The sequence below is a fragment of the Sulfurivermis fontis genome, from assembly GCF_004001245.1.
Taxonomy (GTDB): Bacteria; Pseudomonadota; Gammaproteobacteria; order Thiohalomonadales; family Thiohalomonadaceae; genus Sulfurivermis; species Sulfurivermis fontis.
The window spans coordinates 1,540,438-1,564,364 of sequence record NZ_AP018724.1 but is presented as its reverse complement, the minus strand read 5'-3'; the positions used below and the strand labels follow the sequence as shown (position 1 = coordinate 1,564,364).

The window sequence follows — 23,927 nt, the reverse complement described above, 5'->3', positions numbered from 1 at the left end:
GGTCCGTATACGCCCCGGACGGAAACGGCTAAACTAGCGCGACCAATTCAGATAACGACAATTCCGCACCGAATTTCCCATGAACCTGAACTTCCTGGATTTCGAACAGCCCATCGCCGAACTCGAGGCCAAGATCGAGGAGCTGCGTTTCGTCGGTGACGACAACGAGATCAACATCAGCGACGAAATCGCCCGTCTGCAGAGCAAGAGCAAGTCCCTCACCAAGTCCATCTTCTCCAATCTCACTCCCTGGCAGATCTCCCAGCTGGCGCGCCATCCGCAGCGCCCCTACACCCTGGATTACATCGAGCGTATCTTCACCGAGTTCGAGGAACTGCACGGCGACCGGGCCTATGCCGACGACCCGGCCATCGTCGGTGGCGTGGCGCGCCTCGACGGCAAGCCGGTAATGGTCATCGGCCATCAGAAGGGCCATGACACCAAGGAGAAGGTGCGCCGCAATTTCGGCATGCCGCGTCCGGAAGGTTATCGCAAGGCGCTGCGCCTGATGGAGATGGCGGAGAAGTTCAAGTTGCCGGTGCTCACCTTCATCGACACCCCCGGCGCCTATCCCGGCGTCGGTGCCGAGGAACGCGGCCAGAGCGAGGCCATTGCCCGCAACCTGTATGTGATGGCACGTCTCAAGACCCCGATCGTCTGCACTGTCATCGGTGAGGGCGGCTCCGGCGGCGCACTGGCCATCGGTGTCGGTGACCGCGTTATGATGCTGCAGTACAGCACCTATTCCGTCATTTCCCCCGAGGGCTGCGCCTCCATTCTGTGGAAGAGCGCCGAGAAGGCCCCGGAGGCCGCCGAGGCCCTCGGCATCACCTCCAGCCGCCTGAAGGAGCTGGGCCTCATCGACAAGATCATCGACGAGCCGCTGGGCGGCGCCCACCGTGATATCGATGCCGCCGCCGCCAACATCAAGGCTGCCCTGCTGGAGAGCCTGGGTGGACTGTGCAAGATTTCTCTGCCCAAGTTGCTGGACCAGCGCTACGAGCGCCTGATGGGGTTCGGCAACTTCATGGAAGGCTGAACCACCGTTCGACGGTAGTTTGCAGGGTGGATTGATGCGGCGCATCCATCAGGCAATGGGTACGCGATACGAGGGACAAGGTACGAGGGGATGAACGCGCCGCGCTCGTGCTGTCTGGATCAAAACACCCGCGCGCGCCGCGCCCACTTCCCTCATCTCCCGTACCTTGTCCCTCGTACCTGTCTGCCCGCCTGACCGACGTGGACATCACCGACCACCTGCGCCGTTTTCTCCAGTCCCAGCCACCCGCCAGGCGCTATGTCGTCGCCTACAGCGGCGGTCTCGACTCCCACGTGCTCCTGCATGCGCTGAGCCGGCTCGGCGTGACGCTGGCCGCAGTGCATGTCCATCACGGCCTCAGTTGCAATGCCGACCTGTGGGCGGAACATTGCCAGATCCAGTGCGACACGTTGCAGGTGCCCTGCACGGTGGTGCGCGTGCAGGTGTGCCATGGCGGCAGCGGCGTGGAGGCGGCGGCACGTGACGCCCGGTACGCCGCCCTGGCACAGGTGTTGCGGGCAGGCGAAATGCTGCTCACCGCCCATCATCGGGATGATCAGGCCGAGACCCTGCTGCTGATGCTCATGCGTGGTGCCGGTATCGCCGGGCTGGCCGCCATGCCGGACGTGCGTCCCTTCGGCCCAGGCCTGCTGGGGCGGCCGCTATTGGGGTTGCCGCGTGCGGTGTTGCATGACTATGCCGTGACCCATGCCCTGTCCTGGGTCGACGACGAGAGCAATTTCGATACCGGCCTGGACCGCAACTATCTGCGCCATGAGGTGCTGCCCGTATTGCGCCGGCGCTGGCCGGCGCTGGAGCGGACCCTGGCCCGTACCGCCGCCCACCTGGCGGAGGCGGAGGAATTGCTGGCCGGGCTGGCCGCGGCCGATTTGGCCGCCGCATACGGCAGCCGTGCCGGCACCCTGTCCGTTGCCGCCCTCAACAGTCTGGCCGTACCGCGCCGGCGCAATCTGCTGCGCCACTGGCTGCGCGGCCTGGGCCTGCCGCTGCCCGATACCGCGCATCTGCATCGCATCGAGCGGGAGGTGCTGCCGGCCCGCCCCGACGCCGGGCCGCGGGTGGACTGGCCCGGGGCCGAGGTGCGGCGCTACCGCGACGACCTGTATGCCATGGCGCCACTGGTGCCTGTGTCGGCTACCGAATTGTCCTGGGACCTGGCGCAGCCCCTGCCCCTGCCCGACGGGCGCTGTCTTGTGGCCGCTCCGGCCGTAGGCGGGGGAGTCAGCGTGAAACGTCTGGCCGCGGCGCGTGTCACGGTGCGTTTTCGCACCGGCGGCGAGCGTTGCGCCCCGCTTGGGCGCGGTCATAGCCACGAACTGAAAAAGCTGTTCCAGGAAGCCGGCGTACCGCCGTGGGAGCGCGAGCGGGTGCCGCTGCTGTACGTGGATGGCGTGCTGGCCCAGGTGGTGGGGTACTGGACTTGTGAAGCATTCAACGCCCGGGACGGTGAAGCGGCGCTGACGGTATCGCTTGCCGCCGCGGACATTGCAAGCCGGGCCGAAAACAACGACAATTGCCCCGGCCCGCGCGCCTGAACATCCGTTCCCTCCCTTACCATCGAAACTCATTGATGACTAAGTACATTTTCATTACAGGCGGTGTCGTGTCCTCCCTGGGCAAAGGCATCGCCTCCGCCTCGCTTGCCGCCATCCTCGAAGCCCGCGGTCTCAAGGTCACCCTGCTCAAGCTGGATCCGTACATCAACGTCGATCCGGGCACCATGAGCCCGTTCCAGCACGGCGAGGTGTTCGTCACCGAGGACGGCGCCGAGACCGACCTCGACCTGGGGCACTACGAGCGCTTCGTCCGCACCACCATGACCAAGCGCAACAACTTCACCACCGGCCGCATCTACGAAAACGTCATCCGCAAGGAGCGCCGTGGTGAGTATCTGGGCGGCACCGTGCAGGTGATTCCCCATATCACCGACGAGATCAAGCGCAGCGTCAAGGCCGGTGCCGAGGGTTACGATGTGGCGATGGTGGAGATCGGCGGCACGGTGGGCGACATCGAGTCGCTGCCGTTTCTGGAGGCCATCCGCCAGATGGGCGTGGAACTGGGCCATGACAATGTGCTCTACATTCACCTTACCCTGCTGCCCTATATCCCCACCGCCGGCGAGCTGAAGACCAAGCCGACCCAGCACTCGGTGAAGGAACTGCGCTCGATCGGCATCCAGCCCGATGTGCTGATCTGCCGCGCCGATCGTCCGATCCCGGAAGACGAGAAGCGCAAGATTGCCCTGTTCACCAACGTCGAGGAACGCGCCGTCATCGCCTGCCTCGACGTGGACACCATCTACAAGATCCCCGGCCTGCTGCACGCGCAGGGCCTGGATCAGATCGTGGTCGACAAATTGCGCATGGACGTTCCGCCGGCCAATCTTGCCGAGTGGGATGCCGTGGTCGATGCCATGACCCATCCCAACGGCGAGGTTACCATCGCCATGGTGGGCAAGTATGTCGACCTGACCGAATCCTACAAATCACTCACCGAGGCGCTGATCCACGCCGGCATCAAGAACCGCACCAAGGTGCGCATCGTCTATGTCGACTCCGAGCAGATCGAGAAGAAGGGCACCGACAGCCTCAAGGGCATGGACGCGATCCTGGTACCGGGCGGCTTCGGTGAGCGCGGCGTGGAAGGCAAGATCCAGGCGGTGCGCTACGCGCGCGAGCACAAGGTGCCGTACCTCGGAATATGTCTCGGCATGCAGGTGGCGGTGATCGAATACGCCCGTGACGTCGCCGGACTCAAGGACGCCCACAGCACCGAGTTCCGTCCCAACACGCCGCATCCGGTAATCGCCCTGATCACCGAATGGACCGATGCGGCGGGCAATGTGGAGAGGCGCAGTGCCGATTCCGACCTGGGCGGCACCATGCGCCTCGGCGGCCAGCAGTGCCGCCTGGCCGAGGGCAGCCGCGTGCGTGGCCTGTACGGCAAGGATGTGATCGTCGAGCGTCACCGCCATCGCTACGAGTTCAACAACGGCTACCGTGAACAGTTGGCAAAGGCCGGCCTGCAATTCACCGGCACCTCCATGGATGGCAGCCTGGTGGAGGTGATTGAACTGGCGGATCATCCCTGGTTCATCGCCTGCCAGTTCCATCCCGAATTCACCTCGACGCCGCGCGATGGCCATCCGCTGTTCAGCGGCTTTGTCCACGCGGCGGTGGAGCAGCGTGCGAGGACGGCGTCCCGATGAAGCTCTGTGGTTTCGATGCCGGCCTGGAGCACCCGCTGTTCCTCATCGCCGGTCCCTGCGTCATCGAGAGTGAGCAGCTGGTGCTGGATATCGCCGGTCGCATGCAGGATATCTGCAACAGGCTCGGCATGCCGTACATCTTCAAGGCCTCTTTCGACAAGGCCAACCGCACCTCCGGCGGTTCGTTTCGCGGCCCCGGCCTGGAGCAGGGCCTGCGCATCCTCGAGCGGGTGAAGAAGCAATATGGCCTGCCGGTGCTCACCGACGTGCATGAAGATACGCCGCTCGCCGAGGTGGCCGCGGTGGTGGATGTCCTGCAAACCCCGGCCTTCCTGTGCCGCCAGACCAACTTCATCCAGAACGTGGCGCGCCAGGGCCGGCCGGTGAACATCAAGAAGGGCCAGTTCCTCGCCCCCTGGGACATGAAGAACGTGGTGGACAAGGCACGCGCTGTGGGCAACGAGCAGATCATGGCCTGCGAGCGCGGCGTGTCCTTCGGCTACAATACCTTGATTTCCGATATGCGCGGCCTGGCCATCATGCGCGACACCGGCTGCCCGGTGGTGTTCGATGCCACCCATTCGGTACAACAGCCGGGCGGCCTCGGCGGCGCCTCCGGCGGCCAGCGCCAGTTCGTGCCGGTGCTGGCCCGCGCCGCAGTGGCCAGCGGCATCGCCGGCCTGTTCATGGAGACCCATCCCGACCCGGACAAAGGACTCTCCGATGGCCCCAATATGTGGCCGCTGCACCTGATGGAGGAATTGCTCGAAGGACTGCAGGCCATCGACACACAGGTCAAGCAGCGACGCTGGCTGGAACAGCAATAACAACAGGACACCACGTTGCATCGGGGCAGTATGGCGCCCGGTGTGCCGCAGGCAAGAATTCAAATAGCGACATTTAACGAGTGGAGTACCATGGCTGAATTCAAGACCCAAATCCAAGATATCCGTGCGCGCGAGATCCTCGATTCGCGCGGCAACCCCACCGTCGAGGCCGACGTGATCCTCGCCTCCGGCCACATCGGTCGTGCCGCGGTGCCGTCCGGCGCCTCCACCGGTTCGCGCGAGGCCATCGAGCTGCGTGACGGCGACAAGAAGCGTTACGGCGGCAAGGGCGTGCTGAAGGCCGTGGCCAACATCCACGGCGAGATCCGCCAGAAGTTGGTGGGCATGGACGCGATGGAGCAGGCCGCGATCGACCAGGCGATGATCGACCTGGACGGCACGCCGAACAAGGCGCGCCTCGGCGCCAACGCCATCCTCGCCGTGTCCATGGCCGCCGCCAAGGCCGTGGCCAATGCGCTGGAACTGCCGCTGTACCGCAATCTCGCCACCGCACTGGAGAACAAGGACCTGCTGCTGCCCACGCCGATGATGAACATCATCAACGGCGGTGCCCACGCCGACAACAGCGTCGACATGCAGGAATTCATGATCGTCCCGGTGGGCGCGCCCACCATGGCCGACGCCATCCGCTATGGCGCGGAGGTGTTCCATGCGCTGAAGAAGGTGCTGCACGACAAGGGTCTCAATACCGCCGTGGGCGACGAGGGCGGTTTCGCCCCCGACCTGCCATCCAACGAGGCGGCCATTGAAGTGATTCTTGAGGCTATCGACAAGGCCGGTTACAAGGCGGGCGAGGACATCATGATCGCCATCGATGCGGCCGCCTCCGAGTTCTACAAGGACGGCAAGTACGTGCTGGCCTCCGAGGGCAAGAGCCTGACCTCCGCCGAGTTCACCGACTACCTGTCCGCCTGGGTGGACAAGTACCCCATCATCTCCATCGAAGACGGTATGGCCGAACAGGATTGGGAAGGCTGGAAGCTGCATACCGACAAGCTGGGCAAGCGGGTGCAACTGGTGGGCGACGACCTGTTCGTCACCAACACCGCCATCTTCCAGGAAGGTATCGACAAGGGCATCTGCAATTCGATCCTCATCAAGGTCAACCAGATCGGCACCCTGACCGAGACCCTGGCGGCCATCAAGATGGCACAGATCAACGGCTATACCGCCGTCATCTCCCACCGTTCCGGCGAGACCGAGGACACCACCATTGCCGATCTGGCCGTGGCCACCAGCGCCGGCCAGATCAAGACCGGCTCCCTGTCCCGCTCCGACCGCATCGCCAAATACAACCGTCTGCTGCGCATTGCCGAATCCCTGGGCAGCAAGGCGCGTTATGCCGGGCGCGACGCGTTCAAGCGGTAACATCCACCGTCACTGTCCCGGCCTGACGGCCGGGACAGTCCGGTCCCCATCATGAAGCGGCTCCTTGTCGCCATCCTCGTCATCCTCCTGCTGGTATTGCAGTACCGTCTCTGGTTCAGTGACGGCGGCCTGGTCAAGATGTGGCAGCTGTCCGAGGCGCTGGAGGTGCAGAAACAGGAAAACGCCCGTCTGCTGGAGCGCAACCGCGCCCTGGAAGCGGAAGTCATCGATCTGAAGCAGGGCCTGCAGGCCATCGAGGAACGCGCCCGCACCGAGCTGGGCATGGTGAAGAAGGACGAAACCTTCTTTCAGATCATCGACGAACCGAAGACTGCCGAGGCCGGTCAATGAAGCCGCCGCGCCACTGGGTCGTGATCCCCGCCGCCGGCGTCGGCGCGCGCATGAAGGCCGATCGCCCCAAGCAATACCTGCCGCTGCGCGGCAGGACCGTCATCGAACACACCCTGGCCTGCTTCACTCATCACCCCGCCATCAGCGGCATCGTCGTCGCACTGTCGCCGGGCGATCCCTACTGGCCTGAACTGCACATCGATTCCGCCATACCGCTGCACGTTGCCGCCGGTGGCCAGGAGCGCTGCCACTCGGTGCTCAATGCACTGCGTCTGCTGGCGCAGCACGCCGATGCCAACGACTGGGTGCTGGTGCACGATGCCGCGCGGCCCTGTCTCGCCCGTAGCGATATCGACCAGCTCTGTGCCGAACTGGAACACGACGAGGTCGGCGGCATTCTTGCCGTGCCGGTGCGCGACACCATGAAACGCGCCGACGGGGAAGGGCGCATCAGCGCCACCGAAGATCGCACCACGCTGTGGCATGCCCTGACGCCGCAGATGTTTCGCCTCGGCCTGCTGACGCAGGCACTGGAACAGGCCCTGGCCGACGGCTTCGTCGTCACCGACGAGGCCTCGGCAGTGGAACATGCCGGGTTGCGGCCGAAGCTGGTAGAAGGGCGCGCCGACAACATCAAGGTGACGCGGCCGGAGGATCTGGCCCTGGCGGAGTTTTTTCTTGGCCGCTGATGGCGGAGCTTCCGCTACACAAGGTAGGCGGGAGCGGAAATATCGAATGTCACTTACTGATGCCGCCCACTCGAACGGTGCGGCGGCTGCTTGTTGCCGCCCTGACCACCACTGCGGCCCGCCGGCTTCTGCGCCGGACGGTTGCCGCCCGGACGCTGACCACCGCGACCGCCGCCGCCGGGACGCGAACCGCGGCCATTCTGGATCGGTTCCGGCTTGGCGTTCAGATCAGGCTCGAAGCCGGGCACGATCTCCTTGGGCAGTTCGCGCTTGATCAGGCGTTCGATACCCCTGAGCAGCTGATGCTCGTCCACGCATACCAGCGACACCGCCTCGCCCTCGGCGCCGGCGCGGCCGGTGCGGCCGATGCGGTGCACGTAGTCTTCCGCCACGTTGGGCAGTTCGAAGTTGACCACGTGGGGCAGTTCGCTGATGTCGATGCCGCGGGCGGCGATATCGGTGGCGACCAGCACCTGCAGGCTGCCTTTCTTGAATTCGGCCAGGGCATGGGTGCGTGCCGACTGGCTCTTGTTGCCGTGGATGGCGAGGGCCGGGATGCCGCCCTTGCTCAGCTGTTCGGACAGGCGGTTGGCGCCGTGCTTGGTGCGGGTGAACACCAGCACCTGGTGCCAGTTGTGTTCGCTGATCAGGTGTGCCAGCAGCTCGCGCTTCTTCTCGCGATCCACCAGATAAACCTTCTGCGCGACGGTGTCGGCGGTGGCGTTGCGGCGCGCCACTTCGATCAGGGCGGGCTTGTCCAGCAGGCCGTCGGCCAGGGACTTGATCTCGTCGGAGAAGGTGGCGGAGAACAGCAGGTTCTGGCGCTGCTTGGGCAGCAGGGCGAGGATCTTCCTGATGTCGCGGATGAAGCCCATGTCGAGCATGCGGTCGGCCTCGTCCAGCACCAGGATCTCGATGTGCGACAGGTCGACGGTGCGCTGCTGCACGTGGTCGAGCAGGCGGCCCGGGGTGGCGACCAGAATGTCGACGCGTTTCTTCAGCTTGTCGATCTGCGGATTGATGCCGACGCCGCCGAACATCACCATCGAGGTGAGCTTCTGGTACTTGCCGTAGTGGCGCACGCTTTCCTCCACCTGGGCCGCCAGTTCGCGGGTGGGGGTGAGGATCAGGGCGCGCACCGGCGGGAAGCCGCGCGGCTGGCTCTTGGGTGGGCTGTCCGTGAGGCGCTGCAGGATCGGCAGCACGAAGCCGGCGGTCTTGCCGGTGCCGGTCTGGGCGCCGGCCAGCAGGTCGCCGCCGGACAGCACGGCGGGGATCGCCTGCTTCTGGATCGGGGTGGGCTCGCTATAGCCGCGCTCGGTGACGGCGCGGACGATCGCTTCGGACAGACCGAGGGTGGAAAAGGACATAACAACTCCAAAGGGTAAACATCGGCCTGTCGCCACCGGGCAGGGGCGCCAGTCATAGGCGGACGGATTAGGGAAAGCCGGGAAGGCCGCGGTGTGCAGACTGGGAAAAGCACCGCAGGCGCGCAGTCTAACAGAACATGGCCGGCGGTGCCGGTAAATTTTCGGTGCCGGGCCGGGCGCGCTACAATGCCCTTCCCTGTGCCACATGAGTTCCCACCATGACCCTGCGCATCGGCCACGGCTATGACGTACATGCCTTCACCGCCGGCGATCACCTCGTGCTCGGCGGCGTCCGTATTCCCCACCGCCAGGCCTTCAAGGCCCATTCCGATGGCGATGTGCTGATCCACGCGCTGTGCGATGCGCTGCTCGGCGCCGCGGCGCTGGGCGACATCGGCCGTCATTTCCCCGACAGTGACGTGCAGTTCCAGGGTGTCGACAGCCGCAAGCTGCTGCGGCACGTGGTGATACTGCTGAGGGAGCACGGCTGGCGTGTCGGCAATGTCGACGGCACCATCATCGCCCAGGCCCCGAAGATGGCGCCGCACATCGAAGCGATGCGCGCCAATCTGGCACAGGACCTCGAGATTCCCCCTGGCCAGGTCAACGTCAAGGCCACCACCACGGAACACCTCGGCTTTGCCGGGCGCGAGGAGGGCATCGCCGCCCATGCGGTGGTGCTGCTGGAAGCGCTGTAGATCGGAGCCGGCGCACGACGTTGCTGCGTAACCAACGTTTATGACCTTCCCCCGCCCCGAACACGGCCCCGGTCTGCCGCACTGGGCCTGCGCCCATGGCACGCCGACGGTGCGCGGCGTGCTGCGCAGCACAGTGGATGATTTCGTCGTCGACGAGGACCTCGGCCAGGCGCCGGACGGGCGTGGCGATCACATCCTGCTACACGTGCGCAAACGGGACACCAACACCGAGTGGCTGGCGCGCGAGCTGGCGGCATTCGCCGGCATCGGGGTGGCGGATGTGGGATTTGCCGGCCTGAAGGATCGTCATGCGGTGACCACGCAGTGGTTCAGCCTGCACCTGCCCGGCACGGAGCCGGACTGGGGCCGGTTCGACTGTGCAGGCGTGGAAATACTGGATGTGCAGCGCCACCGCCGCAAGCTGCGCCGCGGCGAGCTGCGCGGCAATCGTTTCCGTCTGGTGGTGCGGCAACTGGATGGCGATGTCGCGGGACTCGCGGCGCGGTTGCAACGGGTGCAGGCGCAGGGTGTCCCCAATTATTTTGGCGAGCAGCGCTTCGGTATCGGCGGTGGCAATCTGGCGGCGGCCGCGGCGATGTTCGCCGGCGAGCGTCGGGAGCCGGATCGGCACCGGCGTGGGCTGTATCTCTCGGCGGCGCGTTCGCTGCTGTTCAATACCGTGCTGTCGGCGCGGGTGGCGGCGGGCAACTGGCAGACGCCGCTGGCGGGCGAGGTGGTGCAGGTGGGGGAGACACAAAGCCTGGTCACCTGTGATGCGCCCACGCCGGCGATCGTCGCGCGTATCGCGCGCGGCGAGTTGCAACTCACCGGCCCGCTGTGGGGCCGCGGCCAGAGTCTCAGCGCAGGTGCGGTGCGGGAGCTGGAGCAGGCGGCGCTGGCCGAATATGCGCTCTGGTGCCGTGGCCTGGAGGCGGCGGGATTGCAGCAGGAGCGCCGCGGCCTGTGCCTGCGGCCGCAGGCGCTGGAGTGGGCGCTGGATGAGATGCATGGGAGGTTGACACTGACCTTCCATCTGCCGGCCGGGGCCTACGCCACCACGGTGTTGCGCGAGGTGGTGGCGAACACCGAAGCGTAGGAGCCCACTCCGTGGGCGAACCTGACGCTGAATCTGGCACCCTTTCGCCGAGAGGACTCGGCTCCTACATCTGGGCGCGCTTCAGCAACACGTACACCGCACCGGTGCCGCCGTCCATCGGCCGGGCCGAGCAGAAGGCCAGCACCTCGTCGCGCTGCTGCAGCCAGTGGTTGACCTTGCCCTTGAGCACCGGACGGCGCTGCAGCGAGCCGTTGCCCTTGCCGTGGATGATGCGCACGCAGCGAACGTCACGCCGGCGTGCGGCGACGAGGAAGGCCGCCAGCTGTTCGCGTGCCTCGGCGGCGGTAAGGCCGTGCAGGTCCAGTTCGGCGCCGATGGCGTACTGGCCGCGGCGCAGCTTGCGCAGCACGTTGTGTTGCAGGCCGCTGCGGGCGAACAGCAGTTCCTCCCCGGTTTCCAGCAGCTCCGGGTATTCCGGATCGGACAGCATGTCCTGCAACACCCGGCGCTCGTCCTCCTGCCGTTTCTGCGGCTGCGGGGGTGGCGGCGGGGCCATGACCGGCAGGCGATCGGAGTCCAGCGGGCGCACGTCGGCCACGGCGGAGCGGAACAGCTCGCTTTCCTCGTCGCTGAGCGGTGCGGGTTTCTTGCGCATGATACCGTCCAGTCTACCAGACGGGCCTGCCGTCCCGGCAGCGGCTTGGGGTATAGTAGGCAGGCCCGACTCGACCGCCCCCCATTCCAAAACAATGAAGATACTCATCAGCAACGACGACGGTTACCAGGCCCCCGGTATCCGTTGTCTGGCCGAACACCTGCGTACCATCGCCGACATCACCGTGGTGGCGCCGGAACGCGACCGCAGCGGGGCGAGCAATTCCCTCACCCTGGAAAACCCCATCCGCGCCGTGGTCATGGACGACGGCGTGATCCGTGTCGACGGCACCCCCACCGACTGCGTGCATCTGGCCATCACCGGCCTGCTCGATGCCGAGCCGGACATGGTGGTTTCGGGTATCAACGCCGGTTCCAACATGGGGGATGACGTCATCTATTCCGGGACCGTGGCGGCAGCCATGGAGGGGCGTTTCCTCGGCCTGCCGGCCATCGCCATCTCCATGGTCAGCCACAAGCCGCAGCACTTCGCCACCGCCGGCCGTGTCGCCGTCTGCCTGGTACGTCAGTTGCTGGCCAACCCGCTGCCCAAGGACACCATCCTCAACGTCAATGTCCCCGATGTGCCCTGGGATGAGTTACAGGGCCTGGAGGCAACGCGCCTGGGCCAGCGCCACAAGTCCGAACCGGTGATCCGCGCCCAGGATCCGCGCGGCCGCCCCATCTACTGGGTCGGTCCCGCCGGTGCCGAGCAGGATGCTGGACCCGGTACCGATTTCCACGCCGTGCGCCACAACCGGGTATCGGTCACACCCATCCAGGTGGACCTGACCCGCCACAACGCCATCGGCAAGGTGGCCGACTGGCTGCGGAGTTGCCCGCTGTGATGCGCGAGAGCGCCGGTATCGGCATGACCTCGCAGCGCACCCGCGAACGCATGGTGACCCGGCTGATGGAGCAGGGCATACGCGACCTGCGCGTGCTGGAGGTGATGCGCACCCTGCCGCGCCATCTGTTCGTGGACGAAGCCCTGGCCACCCGCGCCTACGAGGATACCGCCCTGCCCATCGGCAGCGGCCAGACCATCTCCCAGCCCTATGCCGTGGCGCGCATGACCGAGGCCCTGCTCAATGGCGGGCGGCCGCGCAAGGTGCTGGAGGTGGGAACCGGATGCGGTTACCAGAGCGCGGTGCTGGCGGCGCTGGTGGACGAGGTGTTCAGCGTGGAGCGCATCGGCGACCTGGTGCGCCGCACGCGCGAACGGTTGCAGCGCCTGCAGATCCGCAACGTGCGCCTGCGTCATGGCGACGGCTATGCCGGCTGGGCTGAGCACGGCCCCTATGACGGCATTCTGGTCGCGGCGGCGCCGACCCAGGTGCCGGCGGCGCTGCTGGAACAGCTGGCCGATGGGGGGCGCCTGATCGTGCCGGTGGGCAATCGCGGTAGCCAGCAGTTGCTGCTGGTCAGCCGCAGCAACGGCGAGTTGAAACAGGAAGTTCTGGAAATGGTCTCATTCGTGCCGATGGTACCGGGAGCCAGTCAATGAGGTTGCGATGAAGCTGTTTTCCGCCCTGTATGCCCGGGTGATGCGCTGGGCTGCGCACCCCCATGCCCCGCGCTATCTGGCTACGCTCAGTTTTGCCGAGTCCTCGTTCTTTCCCATCCCCCCCGACGTGATGCTGGCACCCATGGCGCTGGCAAGGCGTGACCGCGCCTGGTACTACGCCCTGCTGACCACCCTGGCCTCGGTGGTGGGTGGGGCCGCGGGCTACCTCATCGGTTATTTCGCCTTCGAGCTGGTCGAGCCGCTGATTCGTGAGGCAGGCTACTGGGAGCGCTACGAACTTGCCCGGGAGTGGTTCGATGCGTGGGGTTTCTGGGCGGTGTTTCTGGCCGGATTTTCCCCCATTCCCTACAAGCTGTTCACTATCTCCGCCGGGGTGATCGCCATGAATGTCCCGTTGTTCATGCTGGCCTCGCTCATCGGCCGCGGGGCCCGCTTTTTCCTGGTGGCAGGGCTGATGGTATGGGGCGGCGAACCCATGGAGCGCAGTCTGCGCCTGTATATCGATCGCATCGGCTGGGTGGTCATCCTGGCCGCCGTGGCCGGGTATATCATCGTCAGCAATGGTTGAAACCGTGCCCATCCGCCATACAGCCGTTTTATTGCTGGCGCTTCTGCTGGCACTGGCCGGTTGTGGCGAACTGGGGCCTCCACCACGGAAAAACTATGCCGTCTACCACACGGTACGCCCCGGCGAAACGCTGTATTCCATCGCCTGGGGTTATGGTTACGACTACCGCGAGGTGGCCTCCTGGAATCGTATCGGTTGGCCCTACCGCATCTATCCCGGCCAACGGTTGCTGGTGGTTCCGACGCCCCGTGGCGCGGTGGTGGAGGAGCGTTCCGCCGCCGCTCGTTCTGCAGCGCCATCCCCGTCTGCATCACGCCCCCCTCCTGCAACGGCAAAAACCACACCTGACAGGACCGTTGAAAAGCCGGTGTCACGCCCGCATCAGTCTCCTATCCGCTGGCAGTGGCCCACCGCCGGCAGCGTCAAGCGGGGCTTCAATAATTCTGCCAGTAAAAAGGGGATTACCATCGCCGGTCGGCTCGGCCAACCGGTCTATGCCGCCTCCGGCGGTGATGTGGTATACAGTGGAAGCGGTTTGGTAGGTTATGGCAATCTGCTCATCATCAAGCATGATGATACGTTTCTGAGCGCCTACGGCCATAACCGCAGGTTGCTGGTAAAGGAAGGACAAAAGGTCAAACCCGGGCAAATGATTGCAGAGATGGGGGAGACCGCCAAGGATGGTGCGCTGCTGCACTTCGAAATTCGCCAGGAAGGCAAACCGGTGGACCCCTTGCGGTATCTGCCGAAACAGAACAGATGAAGGACGAGGGTATGGGCAAGCACAACACCAACACAGACAGCGAGGAAGAATTCGGTTTCGAGCAGGAGACTGAATATCTGCTGGAAACCGAAGAAAGCGGAACGGTTGACGCTGCGGTGGACGATGGCGTGGAGGAGGACAATCCCCTCGATGACTACACCCCCATGGCGGTACCGGAGTTGGAGCTGGATGCCACCCGACTCTATCTGGGCGAGATCGGTTTTTCACCGCTACTGACTGCTGAGGAAGAGGTGTATTACGCCCGGCTCGCGCAGAAAGGTGTCGAGGCTGGTCGTAAGCGCATGATTGAAAGCAATCTGCGTCTGGTGGTGAAGATCGCGCGCCGCTATCTGCACCGGGGCCTGCCTTTGCTCGATCTCATCGAAGAGGGCAACCTCGGTCTGATCCGCGCAGTGGAGAAGTTCGACCCGGAGCGTGGTTTCCGTTTCTCGACCTACGCCACCTGGTGGATTCGTCAGACCATCGAGCGGGCCATCATGAATCAGACCCGTACCATCCGCCTGCCCATCCATGTGGTCAAGGAAATCAACGTCTATCTGCGTGCGGCACGACACCTGACCCAGACTCTCGACCATGAGCCCAGCCCGGAAGAGATCGCCGAAATGCTGGACAAGCCGGTGGAGGAGGTAAAGCGCATGCTCGGACTGAACGAGCGCGTGACCTCGGTGGATGTGCCGGTGGGGCGGGATGCCGATCGTTCCCTGCTCGATTCCATTCCGGATGAGAACAATCTCGATCCGGTGGAACTGCTGCAGGATGACGACATGCGCGCCAAGATCGAGCAGTGGCTGGATGAGCTGACCGACAAGCAGCGTGAGGTGGTGGAGCGACGCTTCGGCCTCAATGGCCACGATGTCACCACGCTGGAAGATGTCGGCCAGCAGATCGGCGTCACCCGTGAGCGGGTGCGCCAGATTCAGATCGAGGCCCTGAAACGTTTGCGCAAGATCATGGAAGCACAGGGTTTTTCCTCGGACACCATTTGAGGAAGCCCATCACGAGGTAACGTCACACGGCAGCCGTGGGGCGGATTTATCGCTTTCCCTTTTCCATTTTCCGCTCCTTGTCCCTGTGCCGGACGTGGAATTATTGCTTTTCGACGTGTTCTAACCGTGGGCCGGGCCTGACATTGCTACAATGTCGCCACTTGGAAACACCGTTTCAAGTCTTTATGTTAGTAATCGTGAGCGACAGGTAAGGAATCATGGCAGAGAGCGATCATCAGTACGGTGACCACCGCGATCTGGCGGTAGAAGAAGATCGCCCGCAACTCAAGCACCCGCCCATGTACAAGGTGGTGCTGCTGAACGACGACTACACGCCGATGGAGTTCGTCGTACACATACTGGAATTTTTTTTCAACAAAGATCGCCCGACCGCGACACGAATCATGTTGGCGGTCCATACTGAGGGGAAGGGCGTTGCCGGTGTCTATAGCCGAGACGTGGCCGAGACCAAGGTGCAACAGGTCAACAGCTACTCCCGCAAGCACCAGCATCCTTTGATGTGTGCCATGGAGGCCGAATAGGTCTTAAAGAGAGGCTACCATGCTGACCAAAGAACTGGAGTATACCCTCAATCAGGCCTTCAAGGCGGCCCGTGAGCAGCGTCATGAGTTCATGACGGTGGAGCACTTGCTGCTGGCGCTGCTCGACGAGCCTACTGCCGCGGCGGCACTCAAGGCCTGCGGTGCCAATATGGAGCAGTTGCACAACGACCTGGTCGGCTTCATCGATGATACCGTGCCCCTGCTGGCCCCTGACAGTGAACGTGAGATTCAGCCTACCCTCGGTTTCCAGCGTGTGCTGCAGCGCGCGGTGTTTCACGTGCAGGCCTCGGAGCGCAAGGAGGCCAACGGCGCCAACGTGCTGGTGGCGATGTTCAGCGAACAGGAATCACAGGCGGTCTACTTCCTCAACCAGCAGAACATCACCCGTCTCGACATCGTCAATTACATCTCCCACGGCATCTCCAAGCTGAGCGGCGAGGGTGAGGAAGAGGCGGCGCGTCCCAGCGAGGAGGAGGGCGGTGCCGACACGGCGCAGAAGCCGCTGGAGGCCTATGCCTCCAACCTCAACGCCCTGGCACGCCAGGGCAGGATCGACCCGCTCATCGGCCGCGCCCACGAGATCGAGCGCACCATCCAGGTGTTGTGCCGTCGCCGCAAGAACAACCCCCTGTTCGTCGGCGAGGCCGGCGTGGGCAAGACCGCACTGGCCGAGGGCTTGGCCAAGAAGATCGTCGACGGCGAGGTGCCCGAGGTGCTGGCGCACAGCACGGTGTACTCCCTAGACCTCGGCGCCCTCCTGGCCGGCACCAAGTATCGCGGCGATTTCGAGAAGCGTCTCAAGGCGGTGCTCGCCCAGCTCAAGAAAGAGCACGGCGCCATTCTGTTCATCGACGAGATCCACACCATCATCGGTGCCGGTGCCGCCTCGGGCGGTGCCATGGATGCCTCCAATCTGATCAAGCCGGTGCTGGCCAACGGCGACCTCAAGTGCATCGGCTCCACCACCTATCAGGAATACCGCGGCATCTTCGAGAAGGACCGTGCCCTGGCGCGCCGCTTCCAGAAGATCGACGTGCCCGAGCCGACGGTGGAGGAGACGGTGCAGATCCTCGAGGGCCTGAAGAGCCGTTTCGAGGAGCACCACGACGTCAAGTACACCAAGGCGGCATTGCGCGCCGCGGCGGAACTGGCGGCACGCTACATCAATGATCGCCACCTGCCGGACAAGGCCATCGACGTCATCGACGAGGCCGGCGCCAATCAGCGCATGCTGCCGGTATCCAAACGCAAGAAAACCCTGGGTGTGAAGGACATCGAGGCGGTGGTGGCGAAGATTGCGCGCATTCCGCCCAAGAGCGTGTCGGCCTCGGACCGCGAGAGTCTGAAGAACCTGGAGCGCGACCTCAAACTGATGATCTTCGGTCAGGACGAGGCCATCACCACCCTGGCCTCGGCCATCAAGATGGCCCGCTCCGGCCTTGGCACCGAACAGAAGCCCATCGGTTCCTTCCTGTTCGCCGGCCCCACGGGCGTGGGCAAGACCGAGGTGACGCGTCAGTTGGCCAGCATACTCGGCATCGAGCTGATTCGTTTCGACATGTCCGAATATATGGAACGCCATACGGTATCACGCCTCATCGGCGCGCCGCCGGGCTACGTCGGCTTCGACCAGGGCGGCCTGCTCACCGAAGCCATCACCAAGCATCCGCACGCGGTGCTGCTGCTGGACGAAATCGAAAAGGCCCATCCGGATGTGTTCAATCTGTTGCTGCAGGTGATGGACCACGGCACGCTGACCGACAACAACGGCCGCAAGGCCGACTTCCGCAACGTCATCCTGGTGATGACCACCAATGCCGGCGCGGAGCAGACCAGCCGTCGCTCCATCGGCTTTGCCGAGCAGGATCACAGCACCGACGGCATGGAGGTGATCAAGAAGATGTTCACCCCCGAATTCCGCAATCGTCTCGACGCGGTGATTCAGTTCAAGCCGCTGGATGAGGAAAACATCAAGCACGTGGTGGACAAGTTCATCATGGAGCTGGAGACCCAGCTGGAACAGAAGGGCGTCACTCTGGAGGTGGATGCCGCCGCCCGGCGCTGGCTGGCCAGGCACGGCTACGATCCGCAGATGGGCGCCCGTCCCATGGCCCGCGTGATCAAGGAGAAGCTGAAGAAGCCGATGGCGGAAGAACTGCTGTTCGGCAAACTGGAGGGTGGCGGCCACGTCCTGGTGAGCGAAGAGGGCGACGAGCTGACCTTCGAGTTCGAGAGCAAGAAAGAGGCCGCTCTGATCGATTGAGGCGCCCGTTGACCCGATAAGCAAAAACGCCCGCTGGAGGACCACCGGGCGTTTTTGTTTGCTGTGACGCCAGCCGAATATCCGTTCGATGCGCGGTGCGGGCGTTCGTGCCTCGCCCTTCGCAACCCGTACCTGTATTCCTAGCGTGCGCGGAAGGTGATGCGGCCCTTGGTCAGGTCATAGGGGGTGACCTGTACGGTGACCTTGTCGCCGGTGAGGATGCGGATGTAGTGCTTGCGCATCTTGCCGGAGATGTGGGCGGTGATGATGTGACCGTTCTCCAGCTCCACGCGGAACATGGTGTTGGGCAGGGTCTCGATGACCGTGCCTTCCATTTCAATGCCTTCTTCCTTCGCCATACGGTGTTGCTTGCGCCTCGCTCGAAAGGGGATGCCGGGCGTGTGGTGGACTTGGGGACCACAGGCCACTAATTAGCCCGCTAGTGTGCCTTATTTTGCGTTACAAGGCAAAGATTTATCCCGTTCGAGGGGAAAGGGGTAACCTACCGGCCATGGGGCCGGCCGCCGTAACCGCCATGGCGCTCAGCCGGCGGCCCGCTGCCAGATCAGCCGTGTCCAGGCCACATGGGGATGCACGACCTCTTCGGTCAGCACGATCTCCATGCCCAGGCGTTCCCGCAGGGTGCCACGGGCGGCATCGGCAGGGAGATCGGCCTCCAGGGCCCGGTAGTGACGGTGGTTGAGGTAGAGCAGGTTGGGACGGTAGCCATGTTCCCGCTCGAAGGTATGGGCCAGCCGATAGACGAAGCTAAGCATGCTGCCTCCTCTGCATGGTGTTGAGTGACCATGCTGCCTGTAAGTGTAGGCGGTCAGCGTTCCAATGCGAGCTTTTGCCAGCCGCCACTTCTGTATATCTCCAGAGGGCGGAAACGTTTCTTGTAGGCCATGCGCGGCGACTCATTGATCCAGTAGCCCAGATAGACATAGGGCAGGTTGCGCCAGCGCGCCTCTTCCACCTGCCACAGCACCGCATGGGTGCCCAGGCTGCGGCTGGCCGCGTCCGGGTCGAAAAAGGTATAGACGGCGGAGAGGCCGTCACGCATCAGGTCGATGACTGCCACCATCAGCAGACGCCCCTGGAGGCGGAACTCCACGAAGCGGGTGTCCATCCAGCGGCTGCCGAGAAAATCCAGGTAACGTGCCGGGTCGTCGACGTCCATACCGCCGTCGGCATGGCGGCTGTGGATGTACTTGCGGTAGAGCTGATAGTGCTCTTCATGGTATTCCGCGGGCAGGACCGAAACGGCGAGGTCACGGTTGCGCTGCCAGGTACGGCGCTGGCTGCGGTCCGGAGTGAATTCCGCGGCGGGGATGCGCGCCGGGCGGCAGGCGTCGCAGGTGGGACAACGCGGCCGGTAGACATAGTTGCCGCTGCGGCGAAAACCCAGCTCGGCCAGCACGCTGTACAGCGACGGGCTCATCGGTGAATGCGGATCGGCGAACAGGGTCACGGCCTCGCGTTCGGGCAGGTAGCTGCATTCGTGCGGCGGGCTGGCGTAGAACACCAGATCGGCCGGCAGAGCGGAAAAGGCGTGGGGACTGGTCATGGAGAAAACATAACACAGGAATCACGCGCCGCCTCCACGCGCGTTGTGTGGGTTTGCCGGAGGAAACAGGCTAACATGTAGCACTATTTTTTGGTCAGGCAACACAGGGCATGTTACGACTCACCGAAATCCGGCTCCCGCTCGAACACGCCGAGGATGATCTCCGCGACGCCGTCCTGCAGCGACTTGGCATCGCGTCGCAGGCGCTGCATGGCGTACATGTCGCCCGCCGCGGCTACGATGCGCGCAAGCGTGGCCACATCGTATTCATCTACACACTGGATGTGGCGGTCGACGATGAGGCGGCGTTGTTGCAGAAATTTCATGCCGACCCCCACGTCAATCCAGCACCTGACACCACCTATCAGTTCGTCACGCAGGCTCCGCCACGCCTTGCCACCCGCCCGGTGGTGGTCGGTACCGGGCCGTGCGGCTTCATGGCCGGCCTGCTTCTGGCGCAGATGGGGTTTCGCCCCATCATCCTCGAGCGCGGCAAACCGGTACGCGAGCGCACCAAGGACACCTGGGCGCTGTGGCGCGAAGGGAAGCTCAACCCCGAGTCCAACGTGCAGTTCGGCGAGGGCGGGGCGGGCACCTTCTCCGACGGCAAGCTGCACAGCGGCATCAAGGATCCGCGCCATCTGGGGCGCAAGGTGCTCACCGAGTTCGTTGCGGCCGGTGCGCCGGAGGAAATCCTCTATATCAGCAAGCCGCACATCGGCACCTTCCGCCTGGTGAGCATGGTGGAAAAGATCCGTGCCAGCATCGAGGCGCTGGGTGGCGAGTTCCGTTTCAACAGCCGCGTCGACGACGTGGAAATCACCGATGGCGCGATCAAGGGGCTGCTATTGTCCACCGGCGAGCGCGTTGCTGCCGACCATGTGATCCTCGCCATCGGCCACAGTGCGCGCGATACCTTCCGTATGCTGCATCGCCGTGGCGTGTATATCGAGGCCAAACCGTTCTCCATCGGCTTTCGCATCGAGCACCCGCAGTCGATGATCGACCGTTGCCGTTTCGGTCCGCAGGCCGGCCATCCGGCGCTGGGGGCCGCCGATTACAAGCTGGTACATCATTGCAAGAATGGTCGCACGGTATACAGCTTCTGCATGTGCCCCGGCGGCCAGGTGGTGGCCGCCACCTCGGAAGAAGGGCATGTGGTGACCAATGGCATGAGCCAGTATTCGCGCGCCGAGCGCAACGCCAACAGCGCCGTCGTGGTCGGTATCACGCCGGAGCGGGACTACCCCGGCGATCCGCTGGCCGGTATCGCCCTGCAGGAACAGCTGGAGGCGCGCGCCTTCGAGCTGGGCGGGCGCAACTATCAGGCGCCGGGGCAACTGGTGGGCGATTTCCTCGCCGGGCGGCCGTCGACCGCCTTCGGCGAGGTGCAGCCGTCCTACACGCCGGGCGTGCATCTTACCGACCTGAGCAGCGCCCTGCCGGACTACGCCATCGCGGCACTGCGCGAGGCGCTCCTGGCCTTCGAGAAACAGATCCGCGGTTTTGCCCGCGCCGATGCCGTGCTCACCGGCGTGGAGACGCGCACCTCCTCACCGATCCGTATCCGGCGCGACGATGTCACCTTGCAGAGTCTCAATGTGCGTGGGCTGTATCCGGCCGGCGAGGGTGCCGGTTATGCCGGCGGCATCCTGTCGGCTGCGGTGGACGGCATCAAGGTGGCGGAGGCGCTGGCCCTGGACATGGTGGCGCAGGCGGCGCGATGAGTGCCTTCAAGCACATCACTTCGGCCGACAATCCGCAGTTCAAGCAACTGAAGAAACTGGCGACGAGCGCGCGCGCGCGGCGCAAGGCCGGGCAGACGCTGCTCGACGGCGTGCACCTGCTGCATGCACTGGCCGATGCCGGCGGCAGCCCCGAACTGCTGGTGGTGCGCGAGGGGGCGCAGGAGGCGGCGGAGAACGGCGCCTGTCTGGCGCGCTTTCCACAGGTTGCGCAGTTGCTGCTGACACCGGCGCTGTTCGACGCCATCGCGCCGGTGGAGACACCGACCGGTGTACTGGCGTTGCTGAACATTGTTGCGCCGTCTCACGGTGATCATCGTTGCGCGGTGTTGCTGGAGAACATCCAGGATCCGGGCAATCTCGGCAGCATCATCCGCACGGCGGCGGCCGCCGGCTGCGATGCGGTGTTTCTCTCCCGGGGCTGTGCCGAGGCCTGGTCGCCCAAGGCCCTGCGTGCCGGTATGGGCGCGCATTTCTCTGTCGCCATTTTCGAACAGCAGGATATGGTCGAGGTGGTGCGGAATTTTTCACTGGTACTCGCTACCCGGCTGGATGCCACGCATTCCCTCTACGATATCGATCTGCGCGGCACGGTAGCCTTTCTGTTCGGCAACGAAGGCGCCGGACTGTCACCCGAACTGTCAGCCTGCGCCACCCGGCAGGTCAAGATCCCGATGCCCGGCAAGGTCGAGTCGCTCAACGTCGCCGCCGCAGTGGCGGTGTGCCTGTTCGAACGTGTGCGGCAACTCACCAGAGACTAAACGGCGTATTGGCGGAGTAGCTCGATAAATCGCCGGCGCGGGATCTCTTCCGCGCCGAGGCTGAGCAGGTGGTCGGTGGTGACCTGGCAGTCGATGAGTACCACGCCTTCTGCCTGTAGTTTCCGCACCAGATGTACGAAGGCCACCTTCGAGGCGTCGGTCTTGTGGCTGAACATGGATTCACCGTAGAACACGCGGCCGAGGCGGATGCCGTACAGCCCACCCACCAGTTCCTCGCCCTGCCAGCTCTCCGCCGAGTGGGCGTAACCCATCTCATGCAAACGGATGTAGGCCTGCTGCATCTCTTCGGTGATCCAGGTGCCGTTCTGGCCGCGACGCGGTGTCTCAGCGCAGGCGCGGATCACGCGGGCAAAGGCCGTATCGAAACGAACCTGATAGCTGCCCTTGTTGATGGTCTTGCGCAGGCTGCGCGCCACCTTGAGCTTGTCGGGAAACAGCACCGCGCGCGGGTCCGGTGACCACCACAGAATGGGCTGGCCGGGGCTGAACCAGGGAAAGATGCCGTGACGATAGGCATTCAGGATGCGCTGCGGCGCCAGGTCGCCGCCGACGGCGAGGAGGCCGTCGGGTTCGTGCAGGGCATGCTCCACCGGGGGGAAGGCATGGCTGCGGTCTGCGGGGTCGAGCCAGTAGGGGCCGCGGCCGGTCATGGTGTCGTGTCGGATTCCTTGAACGGCAGATGGCTGCGCAGTTCGCGCATCTGTTCGGACATCGCCTGGTGTTCCTGTTGCAGATAACGGCTGATCGCCTCGGCAAACCCCGGATGGACCAGATGGTGGGCCGACCACACCGGCGTCGGCTCGAAGCCGCGCCAGACCTTGTGTTCACCCTGGGCGCCCGGCTCGAAGCGTTGCAGGCCGTGGCTGATGCAGTAATCGATGCCGGTATAGTAACAGGCCTCGAAGTGCAGGCTGTTGAACTCCTCCCGGCAGCCCCAGTGGCGGCCGTACAGGGTATCGTGTGAGCGCAGATTGAGTGCTCCGGCCACATATTCGCCGCGATGCTTCGCCAGTACCAGCACGATGTTGTCCGGCAGCTCGCGGCCGATGGCCTGCATGAATTCCAGCGTCAACGTCGGATAGCCGCCGCGCTTGTCGTAGGTACTCGCATAGAAGCGGTGAAACACCGCCCATTGCGCGGCGCTGATCTCGTCGCCGTGCAGTACCTCGATTTCGATGCCGGCATCGCGCACCCGGCGGCGCTCCTGTTTCACCTTCTTGCGCCGGTCGCGGGTGAATCGCTCCAGATAGTGTTCGAACGACTCATAGCCGTGGTTGAACCAGTGATACTGGCAGCCGGTGCGGCGCAGGAAGCCGTGTCGCTCCAGGCTGTCCATCTGCGCATCGTCGGGAAACAGCCAGTGCAGCGAGGAGGCGGACTCCTCGCGCAGGAGCTCGTGCGCTCCCGCGATGAGTTGCTGTTCGGCATTGTCGCGCTCCACGCCAGGCATCACCAGCAGGCGCGGGCCGGGGATGGGGGAGTAGGGGATGGCGGAAACCAGCTTGGGGTAGTAGCGCAGGCCGCTGCGCTGGTAGGCCTCGGCCCAGGCCCAGTCGAACACCAGCTCGCCGTAGGAGTTGTCCTTCAGGTACAGGGGCGCGGCACCGAGCAGGGTGCCGTCGTCGCCGCGCAGGACGAGATGGCGTGGTCGCCAGCCCCAGTGGTCGCCGACGCAGCGGTGCTGCTCCAGGCCGGACAGGAACTCGTGGCGCAGGAAGGGGTTGCTGATGCCCCCTTCCAGGGCATTCCAGGCGTCGGCGGGGATAGCCGAGAGTTCTCGCACCACTTGAATGGTCATGGCTGGGCCAATAAATGAAAAAACCCGCCGAGGCGGGTTT

General features: G+C 64.4%; 26 protein-coding genes. 18 read left to right on the top strand and 8 right to left on the bottom strand.

The genetic code is table 11. The features are described 5' to 3' along the window. The first annotated feature begins 79 nt into the window (after nucleotides 1-79). From accA to ispD, 7 genes are all read left to right on the top strand, one after another. On the top strand, nucleotides 80-1,039 hold the full coding sequence (accA, locus tag EP379_RS08035; protein ID WP_127477311.1) for an acetyl-CoA carboxylase carboxyl transferase subunit alpha: 960 nt from the start codon (nucleotides 80-82) through the stop codon (nucleotides 1,037-1,039). Between the two features lie 200 nt (nucleotides 1,040-1,239). After that, nucleotides 1,240-2,595 carry a tRNA lysidine(34) synthetase TilS gene (tilS, locus tag EP379_RS08030; RefSeq protein ID WP_232023998.1) on the top strand — a complete coding sequence of 452 codons (1,356 nt, stop codon included), beginning with the start codon at nucleotides 1,240-1,242 and terminating at the stop codon, nucleotides 2,593-2,595. 35 nt (nucleotides 2,596-2,630) lie between these two features. Then, on the top strand, nucleotides 2,631-4,268 hold the full coding sequence (locus EP379_RS08025; RefSeq protein WP_172600421.1) for a CTP synthase: 1,638 nt from the start codon (nucleotides 2,631-2,633) through the stop codon (nucleotides 4,266-4,268). Beyond that, a complete protein-coding gene (gene kdsA, locus EP379_RS08020; RefSeq protein WP_127477310.1) occupies nucleotides 4,265-5,095 on the top strand; it encodes a 3-deoxy-8-phosphooctulonate synthase in 831 nt (276 codons plus the stop codon). The genes EP379_RS08025 and kdsA overlap by 4 nt, the downstream gene beginning before the upstream one ends. A gap of 90 nt (nucleotides 5,096-5,185) precedes the next feature. Next, nucleotides 5,186-6,484 (top strand): phosphopyruvate hydratase, encoded by a 1,299-nt coding sequence (gene eno, locus EP379_RS08015; RefSeq protein ID WP_127477309.1) that lies wholly within the window; start codon nucleotides 5,186-5,188, stop codon nucleotides 6,482-6,484. A gap of 51 nt (nucleotides 6,485-6,535) precedes the next feature. Continuing rightward, the gene (gene ftsB / locus EP379_RS08010) at nucleotides 6,536-6,835 is read left to right on the top strand and encodes a cell division protein FtsB (RefSeq protein WP_127477308.1); all 300 of its coding nucleotides are present in this window, start codon (nucleotides 6,536-6,538) and stop codon (nucleotides 6,833-6,835) included. Further along, complete coding sequence (gene ispD, locus EP379_RS08005) at nucleotides 6,832-7,524, top strand: 2-C-methyl-D-erythritol 4-phosphate cytidylyltransferase (protein ID WP_127477307.1); 693 nt, start codon at nucleotides 6,832-6,834, stop codon at nucleotides 7,522-7,524. Before ftsB ends, ispD begins: the two co-directional genes overlap by 4 nt. Nucleotides 7,525-7,577: 53 nt before the next feature. On the opposite strand, the gene EP379_RS08000 is transcribed toward ispD, so the two are convergent. Then, nucleotides 7,578-8,894, bottom strand: coding sequence for a DEAD/DEAH box helicase (locus EP379_RS08000; protein WP_127477306.1), 1,317 nt, complete (start codon nucleotides 8,892-8,894; stop codon nucleotides 7,578-7,580). Between the two features lie 224 nt (nucleotides 8,895-9,118). Here EP379_RS08000 and ispF point away from each other — a divergent pair, with 224 nt between their 5' ends. Together ispF and truD are read left to right on the top strand one after the other, a co-directional pair. Next, on the top strand, nucleotides 9,119-9,592 hold the full coding sequence (gene ispF, locus EP379_RS07995; protein ID WP_127478868.1) for a 2-C-methyl-D-erythritol 2,4-cyclodiphosphate synthase: 474 nt from the start codon (nucleotides 9,119-9,121) through the stop codon (nucleotides 9,590-9,592). Between the two features lie 40 nt (nucleotides 9,593-9,632). Further along, nucleotides 9,633-10,688 (top strand): tRNA pseudouridine(13) synthase TruD, encoded by a 1,056-nt coding sequence (gene truD / locus EP379_RS07990; protein WP_127477305.1) that lies wholly within the window; start codon nucleotides 9,633-9,635, stop codon nucleotides 10,686-10,688. Between the two features lie 64 nt (nucleotides 10,689-10,752). On the opposite strand, the gene EP379_RS07985 is transcribed toward truD, so the two are convergent. Continuing rightward, a complete protein-coding gene (locus EP379_RS07985) occupies nucleotides 10,753-11,304 on the bottom strand; it encodes a Smr/MutS family protein (protein WP_127477304.1) in 552 nt (183 codons plus the stop codon). A gap of 94 nt (nucleotides 11,305-11,398) precedes the next feature. On the opposite strand from EP379_RS07985, the gene surE reads away from it, so the two are divergent. From surE to clpA, 7 genes are all read left to right on the top strand, one after another. Then, nucleotides 11,399-12,151 (top strand): 5'/3'-nucleotidase SurE, encoded by a 753-nt coding sequence (surE, locus tag EP379_RS07980; RefSeq protein ID WP_127477303.1) that lies wholly within the window; start codon nucleotides 11,399-11,401, stop codon nucleotides 12,149-12,151. Continuing rightward, nucleotides 12,148-12,810, top strand: a complete 663-nt coding sequence (locus EP379_RS07975) for a protein-L-isoaspartate(D-aspartate) O-methyltransferase (RefSeq protein ID WP_127477302.1) — start codon at nucleotides 12,148-12,150, stop codon at nucleotides 12,808-12,810. The genes surE and EP379_RS07975 overlap by 4 nt, the downstream gene beginning before the upstream one ends. A gap of 7 nt (nucleotides 12,811-12,817) precedes the next feature. Beyond that, nucleotides 12,818-13,399, top strand: a complete 582-nt coding sequence (locus EP379_RS07970) for a YqaA family protein (protein WP_127477301.1) — start codon at nucleotides 12,818-12,820, stop codon at nucleotides 13,397-13,399. Continuing rightward, a complete protein-coding gene (locus EP379_RS07965) occupies nucleotides 13,392-14,162 on the top strand; it encodes a peptidoglycan DD-metalloendopeptidase family protein (protein ID WP_127477300.1) in 771 nt (256 codons plus the stop codon). The genes EP379_RS07970 and EP379_RS07965 overlap by 8 nt, the downstream gene beginning before the upstream one ends. A gap of 11 nt (nucleotides 14,163-14,173) precedes the next feature. Continuing rightward, nucleotides 14,174-15,169: an RNA polymerase sigma factor RpoS gene (rpoS, locus tag EP379_RS07960; RefSeq protein WP_127477299.1), complete on the top strand. Its 996-nt coding sequence runs from the start codon at nucleotides 14,174-14,176 to the stop codon at nucleotides 15,167-15,169. A 218-nt stretch (nucleotides 15,170-15,387) separates the two neighbouring features. After that, nucleotides 15,388-15,711 carry an ATP-dependent Clp protease adapter ClpS gene (gene clpS / locus EP379_RS07955; protein WP_127477298.1) on the top strand — a complete coding sequence of 108 codons (324 nt, stop codon included), beginning with the start codon at nucleotides 15,388-15,390 and terminating at the stop codon, nucleotides 15,709-15,711. A 19-nt stretch (nucleotides 15,712-15,730) separates the two neighbouring features. Continuing rightward, nucleotides 15,731-17,995 carry an ATP-dependent Clp protease ATP-binding subunit ClpA gene (clpA, locus tag EP379_RS07950; RefSeq protein WP_127477297.1) on the top strand — a complete coding sequence of 755 codons (2,265 nt, stop codon included), beginning with the start codon at nucleotides 15,731-15,733 and terminating at the stop codon, nucleotides 17,993-17,995. A 140-nt stretch (nucleotides 17,996-18,135) separates the two neighbouring features. On the opposite strand, the gene infA is transcribed toward clpA, so the two are convergent. The 4 genes from infA to EP379_RS16680 all read right to left on the bottom strand — a co-directional run bounded on the left by infA (nucleotide 18,136) and on the right by EP379_RS16680 (nucleotide 19,888). Next, nucleotides 18,136-18,354, bottom strand: a complete 219-nt coding sequence (gene infA, locus EP379_RS07945) for a translation initiation factor IF-1 (RefSeq protein WP_127477296.1) — start codon at nucleotides 18,352-18,354, stop codon at nucleotides 18,136-18,138. 183 nt (nucleotides 18,355-18,537) lie between these two features. Next, the gene (locus EP379_RS07940) at nucleotides 18,538-18,771 is read right to left on the bottom strand and encodes a hypothetical protein (protein WP_127477295.1); all 234 of its coding nucleotides are present in this window, start codon (nucleotides 18,769-18,771) and stop codon (nucleotides 18,538-18,540) included. Nucleotides 18,772-18,824: 53 nt separating this feature from the next. Beyond that, nucleotides 18,825-19,562, bottom strand: coding sequence for an arginyltransferase (locus EP379_RS07935; RefSeq protein ID WP_127477294.1), 738 nt, complete (start codon nucleotides 19,560-19,562; stop codon nucleotides 18,825-18,827). A gap of 113 nt (nucleotides 19,563-19,675) precedes the next feature. Beyond that, nucleotides 19,676-19,888: a hypothetical protein gene (locus EP379_RS16680; protein ID WP_232023996.1), complete on the bottom strand. Its 213-nt coding sequence runs from the start codon at nucleotides 19,886-19,888 to the stop codon at nucleotides 19,676-19,678. Between EP379_RS16680 and EP379_RS07930 the strand changes: the two genes are divergently transcribed. Then, on the top strand, nucleotides 19,871-21,289 hold the full coding sequence (locus tag EP379_RS07930; protein ID WP_232023995.1) for an NAD(P)/FAD-dependent oxidoreductase: 1,419 nt from the start codon (nucleotides 19,871-19,873) through the stop codon (nucleotides 21,287-21,289). The two genes, EP379_RS16680 and EP379_RS07930, sit on opposite strands and share 18 nt — an antisense overlap. Further along, nucleotides 21,286-22,068, top strand: a complete 783-nt coding sequence (locus EP379_RS07925) for a TrmH family RNA methyltransferase (protein ID WP_127477292.1) — start codon at nucleotides 21,286-21,288, stop codon at nucleotides 22,066-22,068. Before EP379_RS07930 ends, EP379_RS07925 begins: the two co-directional genes overlap by 4 nt. Here the strand turns inward: EP379_RS07925 and aat are convergent. Together aat and EP379_RS07915 are read right to left on the bottom strand one after the other, a co-directional pair. Then, on the bottom strand, nucleotides 22,065-22,739 hold the full coding sequence (gene aat, locus EP379_RS07920; RefSeq protein ID WP_127477291.1) for a leucyl/phenylalanyl-tRNA--protein transferase: 675 nt from the start codon (nucleotides 22,737-22,739) through the stop codon (nucleotides 22,065-22,067). The two genes, EP379_RS07925 and aat, sit on opposite strands and share 4 nt — an antisense overlap. Then, complete coding sequence (locus EP379_RS07915) at nucleotides 22,736-23,887, bottom strand: GNAT family N-acetyltransferase (RefSeq protein WP_127477290.1); 1,152 nt, start codon at nucleotides 23,885-23,887, stop codon at nucleotides 22,736-22,738. The genes aat and EP379_RS07915 overlap by 4 nt, the downstream gene beginning before the upstream one ends. Nucleotides 23,888-23,927: the final 40 nt, after the last annotated feature.

Bases quoted from the DNA above. Each gene is read 5' to 3' on its own strand.
- accA (WP_127477311.1), top strand. From the start codon at position 80: ATGAACCTGAACTTCCTGGATTTCGAACAGCCCATCGCCGAACTCGAG.
- EP379_RS08025 (WP_172600421.1), top strand. From the start codon at position 2,631: ATGACTAAGTACATTTTCATTACAGGCGGTGTCGTGTCCTCCCTGGGC.
- kdsA (WP_127477310.1), top strand. From the start codon at position 4,265: ATGAAGCTCTGTGGTTTCGATGCCGGCCTGGAGCACCCGCTGTTCCTC.
- eno (WP_127477309.1), top strand. From the start codon at position 5,186: ATGGCTGAATTCAAGACCCAAATCCAAGATATCCGTGCGCGCGAGATC.
- ftsB (WP_127477308.1), top strand. From the start codon at position 6,536: ATGAAGCGGCTCCTTGTCGCCATCCTCGTCATCCTCCTGCTGGTATTG.
- ispD (WP_127477307.1), top strand. From the start codon at position 6,832: ATGAAGCCGCCGCGCCACTGGGTCGTGATCCCCGCCGCCGGCGTCGGC.
- EP379_RS08000 (WP_127477306.1), bottom strand. From the start codon at position 8,894: ATGTCCTTTTCCACCCTCGGTCTGTCCGAAGCGATCGTCCGCGCCGTC.
- truD (WP_127477305.1), top strand. From the start codon at position 9,633: ATGACCTTCCCCCGCCCCGAACACGGCCCCGGTCTGCCGCACTGGGCC.
- EP379_RS07985 (WP_127477304.1), bottom strand. From the start codon at position 11,304: ATGCGCAAGAAACCCGCACCGCTCAGCGACGAGGAAAGCGAGCTGTTC.
- surE (WP_127477303.1), top strand. From the start codon at position 11,399: ATGAAGATACTCATCAGCAACGACGACGGTTACCAGGCCCCCGGTATC.
- EP379_RS07970 (WP_127477301.1), top strand. From the start codon at position 12,818: ATGAAGCTGTTTTCCGCCCTGTATGCCCGGGTGATGCGCTGGGCTGCG.
- EP379_RS07965 (WP_127477300.1), top strand. From the start codon at position 13,392: ATGGTTGAAACCGTGCCCATCCGCCATACAGCCGTTTTATTGCTGGCG.
- rpoS (WP_127477299.1), top strand. From the start codon at position 14,174: ATGGGCAAGCACAACACCAACACAGACAGCGAGGAAGAATTCGGTTTC.
- clpS (WP_127477298.1), top strand. From the start codon at position 15,388: ATGGCAGAGAGCGATCATCAGTACGGTGACCACCGCGATCTGGCGGTA.
- clpA (WP_127477297.1), top strand. From the start codon at position 15,731: ATGCTGACCAAAGAACTGGAGTATACCCTCAATCAGGCCTTCAAGGCG.
- infA (WP_127477296.1), bottom strand. From the start codon at position 18,354: ATGGCGAAGGAAGAAGGCATTGAAATGGAAGGCACGGTCATCGAGACC.
- EP379_RS07940 (WP_127477295.1), bottom strand. From the start codon at position 18,771: ATGCTTAGCTTCGTCTATCGGCTGGCCCATACCTTCGAGCGGGAACAT.
- EP379_RS07935 (WP_127477294.1), bottom strand. From the start codon at position 19,562: ATGACCAGTCCCCACGCCTTTTCCGCTCTGCCGGCCGATCTGGTGTTC.
- EP379_RS16680 (WP_232023996.1), bottom strand. From the start codon at position 19,888: ATGAAATTTCTGCAACAACGCCGCCTCATCGTCGACCGCCACATCCAG.
- EP379_RS07925 (WP_127477292.1), top strand. From the start codon at position 21,286: ATGAGTGCCTTCAAGCACATCACTTCGGCCGACAATCCGCAGTTCAAG.
- aat (WP_127477291.1), bottom strand. From the start codon at position 22,739: ATGACCGGCCGCGGCCCCTACTGGCTCGACCCCGCAGACCGCAGCCAT.
- EP379_RS07915 (WP_127477290.1), bottom strand. From the start codon at position 23,887: ATGACCATTCAAGTGGTGCGAGAACTCTCGGCTATCCCCGCCGACGCC.